This window comes from Vibrio sp. (genome assembly GCF_984391705.1).
On the sequence record NZ_CFHWOM010000120.1, the window covers coordinates 1 to 3,420 of the forward strand.

General features: G+C 43.8%; 5 protein-coding genes. All 5 read right to left on the reverse strand.

Annotated features, from left to right (window positions below):
• Positions 1 to 58: 58 nt before the first annotated feature.
• Entirely contained in the window at positions 59 to 673 is a 615-nt protein-coding gene (locus AC4MRV_RS21670; RefSeq protein ID WP_058030191.1) for an energy transducer TonB, read from the reverse strand.
• Entirely contained in the window at positions 673 to 1,077 is a 405-nt protein-coding gene (locus AC4MRV_RS21675) for an ExbD/TolR family protein (RefSeq protein ID WP_491189347.1), read from the reverse strand. The genes AC4MRV_RS21670 and AC4MRV_RS21675 overlap by 1 nt, the downstream gene beginning before the upstream one ends.
• Positions 1,078 to 1,091: 14 nt before the next feature.
• Complete coding sequence (locus AC4MRV_RS21680; protein WP_058030193.1) at positions 1,092 to 1,616, reverse strand: MotA/TolQ/ExbB proton channel family protein; 525 nt, start codon at positions 1,614 to 1,616, stop codon at positions 1,092 to 1,094.
• Positions 1,616 to 2,980 carry a MotA/TolQ/ExbB proton channel family protein gene (locus tag AC4MRV_RS21685; RefSeq protein WP_058030194.1) on the reverse strand — a complete coding sequence of 455 codons (1,365 nt, stop codon included), beginning with the start codon at positions 2,978 to 2,980 and terminating at the stop codon, positions 1,616 to 1,618. Before AC4MRV_RS21685 ends, AC4MRV_RS21680 begins: the two co-directional genes overlap by 1 nt.
• A 6-nt stretch (positions 2,981 to 2,986) precedes the next feature.
• The coding region (locus tag AC4MRV_RS21690) for a DUF3450 domain-containing protein (protein WP_491189348.1) at positions 2,987 to 3,420 on the reverse strand (434 nt) is incomplete at its 5' end.

Here is a 3,420-nt window from a genome sequence, read left to right on the forward strand (position 1 = left end):
GTCATAAGTAGCGCAAGAGCTGTTGCTTTATGTAATTGCTTCATTTCTTCGCTCCTTATTAATCTTGGTTAAGTTTAAAGTCTAACTGTACAGTAAGACCAGGTTGTTTTTGCGGTTTGCCATCGATGATTTTCGGACGGTATTTCCACTTACGCAAGGCTCTCATCGCTTCACGGTTGAAAATACGCTTCGGTTCAGCATCAATAACTTTTACATCTTCAACACCACCAAGCTCGTTAATAGTGAATGAAAGTTGTACCCAACCTTCTTTACCATCACGTGCCGCTTGAGTCGGGTATTTCGGCTCAATACGAACAATTGGTGTTGCATCACCATCACGACCAAATTCACCAGGCCCACTTAGGCCACCTGCAGTGCCACCAATGTCGATGCTAGGCATGTTAAAGCCAATAGCACCCGGATTTGGGTTAGCATTGTCAGGCTGCGGCGGCTGCGGTTTAGGCGGCTGCTGCGGCGGCGGCGGAGGTGGAGGCGGAACACGTCTGCGCTCTTGAACCTCAGATTCAGGTGGATTCGTCAAAATTTCGACTACAATTTCTTCTTTTTTATTTTCAGCTCTATCTGCTCCGCCAGAGATCAGAAATGCCATAAAATAAAACAAGCCGAAAGTAACTGCCCCACCTGTTACAAGTGAAAACAGAAAACGAATCATTACTTAGCTCCAGCGATTGAGATTTTTAATTGATCGTCAGTCGCCTTGATTTGGTCCATAACTTTAACAACCACACCGTGCTTCGAGCCTTTATCAGCTTGAATAATTACGGTTTCAGTAGGTTGCTCAGCTAGGATGCTCTCAAGGTTTGCACTAACACGCTCAACGTCAACAGCACGCTTATCCATCCAGATCTCACCATTTTCTTTAATAGCGATAAAGACGTTAGCATTCTTTTTAGTTTGAGCTTGTGCAGCCTTTGGCTTTTGTACTTCAATACCAGCTTCTTTCACGAAAGAAGTTGTTACGATGAAGAAGATAAGCATGATGAATACGATGTCTAGCATCGGTGTCATGTCTACTGCTGCTTCTTCTTCCTCACGAAAACGTTGTTTACGTGCCATATTAATATCTCTCTTTAGTGATGAGGCAAACTATCTACTAGCTTTTCTTTAGCCATTTTCGCTCTAGCTTCTAGGCGAGTGCTGAAGAATACACCAGATAGTGCCGCAACCATTCCTGCCATTGTTGGTATCGTTGCCATTGAAATACCCGATGCCATTAGACGAGCGTTACCAGTACCTTGAGTAGCCATCGTTTCGAAAACGCTGATCATACCCGTTACAGTACCTAGTAGGCCGATTAATGGACACATGGCTACCAATGTTTTGATAATCAACATGCGCGCTTCTAATTTTTCAGACGCTTCAGAAATCCATGCATCGCGGATTCTGTGTGCGTACCAAGACGTAGTGTCTTGGCGGGCGTCCCACTTCGCTACGATATCCGCTTTCATTTTCGGATACTCGGCGAGTAGGAACCAATAGCGCTCAATCATTAATACCCACATTAGAAAGAGTGCTATCGCGACCACGTATAATACCTGGCCGCCTGTGCCAACAAAATCCCTGATAGATTCCCAAATCTCCATCAGGACTAGCATTAGGCTTTCTCCTTCTCCGCATGTGCAGCAACAATACCTGCACTCTGCTCGTCTAGGATATGTAGAACTGCTTTACTACGACCTGAAACGATTGCGTGTAATAGGATTAGTGGTAGTGCAGCAATCAGACCTAGAGCTGTTGTTACAAGCGCTAGAGAGATGTTACCTGCCATGATCTTCGGATCACCAGTACCGAATAGTGTGATTGATTCGAACGTTAAGATCATACCAACAACTGTACCAAGTAGACCTAGTAGCGGTGCGATAGCAGCTAAGATCTTGATGATGTTGATACCAGCTTCGATACGAGGCGTTTCACGAAGAATTGCTTCGTCTAACTTAAGCTCAAGGTTTTCAACGTCTTGGTTTTTGTTGTCATGGTATACTTTAAGAATACGACCAAGTGGGTTGTTTTCGTTAGGCGTGTTGATGTTCTTAACCTGTGCTTTGATTTTAGCACTAACCATTAGAAGGTCTAGGAAACGAACTAACGCTAGTAACGCACCGATTGCAAGTAATGCAGTGATGATGTAACCAACTGTGTCACCCTGGTGCCAACGTTCTTCAACAGTTGCACGCTGAGTGTTTAGACGAAGGATACCGCCACGCGCAGGGTCAACATAGAACTTAGTGTATGAACCAGCTTGTGTATTTAGAAGATCTGCAACAGTGTTGAAGATATGACCATCTGGCTGCTTACCTAGTGGAACGATAGCTTTGTTAGCTGCATCATATACTACGTAGCCGTCTTTTGTGATTAGGTTGAAGTTACCAACACGAGTAACCTGCTTAGTATTGATTTCACCACTTAGCTCAGCAACTTGTGCTTCGAAAGTAGATACTTTTGCAGATTCAGTCATTTCAGTTTGGAATGCAATCCAAAGCTCTTCTAGTTCGCGAGTAGTCGGTAGTTCTTTAGCAGCAGCTAGTGAACGAAGAACTTCTGCACGACCTGGCTTTTGTGCACTTACAAGTGATGCTTCGATTGAACCAATCGCTTCAGAAGCTGAACGACGAACAACACCGAACATCTCACCTAAAGTACCAGTTGCGTTTTGAAGCTCAACTTCTTTTTCAGCAAGTGTGATTTCGTTTTGTTTAAACTGGTTGTTTAAACGCTCACCACGTGCCTTCTCGTTAGCTAAATCACGCTTAGCTTTGTTTAGAAGTGCTTGCTTATCAGCACGAGCAGAAAGGAACTCTTGCTCACGTTGCTTGTTGATTTTACCTTCAGAAATACGATTTTGTTTAACTTCTTGAAGGATTTTGTCTAGAGTTTCAGTGTTTGCGTGCGCGTTTAGAGCTGCACCAGCTGAAACAGATAGAGCAGCCGCTACTGCAAAACCTTTAAATAATTTCTTCATTATTTATTACTCCGCGCCAAAGATTGGAAGTGCTAGTAGTTCAGGTGCAGCCTGACCACGTGCGATACGGATGAAAGTTTTAACTGGCTTGATATACTCTTCGCCTAGCTCATCCCACTGTTTTGCGCTGTTGTTCCAAACCCAAGCGTGCTTAAGGTCGAATGATTGAGCAACAAATGCAACACGGCCAATACGTGCGAAGTCAACGTTGATGTTTTTACCGTTGATTTCTAGTGAGCCTTGAGATGCAACCATTGTTGAGCTGTAATCAGTCTCAATTGTGTATGCTTCAAGAACCTGACGGAACTTCTCTGAAGTCGTTACTTTAGAGTTAGAAAGAAGATCACGTAATTTTTCAACACGACCTAAACGAGTTTCAGTGTCAAACGGAACGTCCGCTTTGATGAATTGCTCAAGCGTATCGATCATGCGATACATCA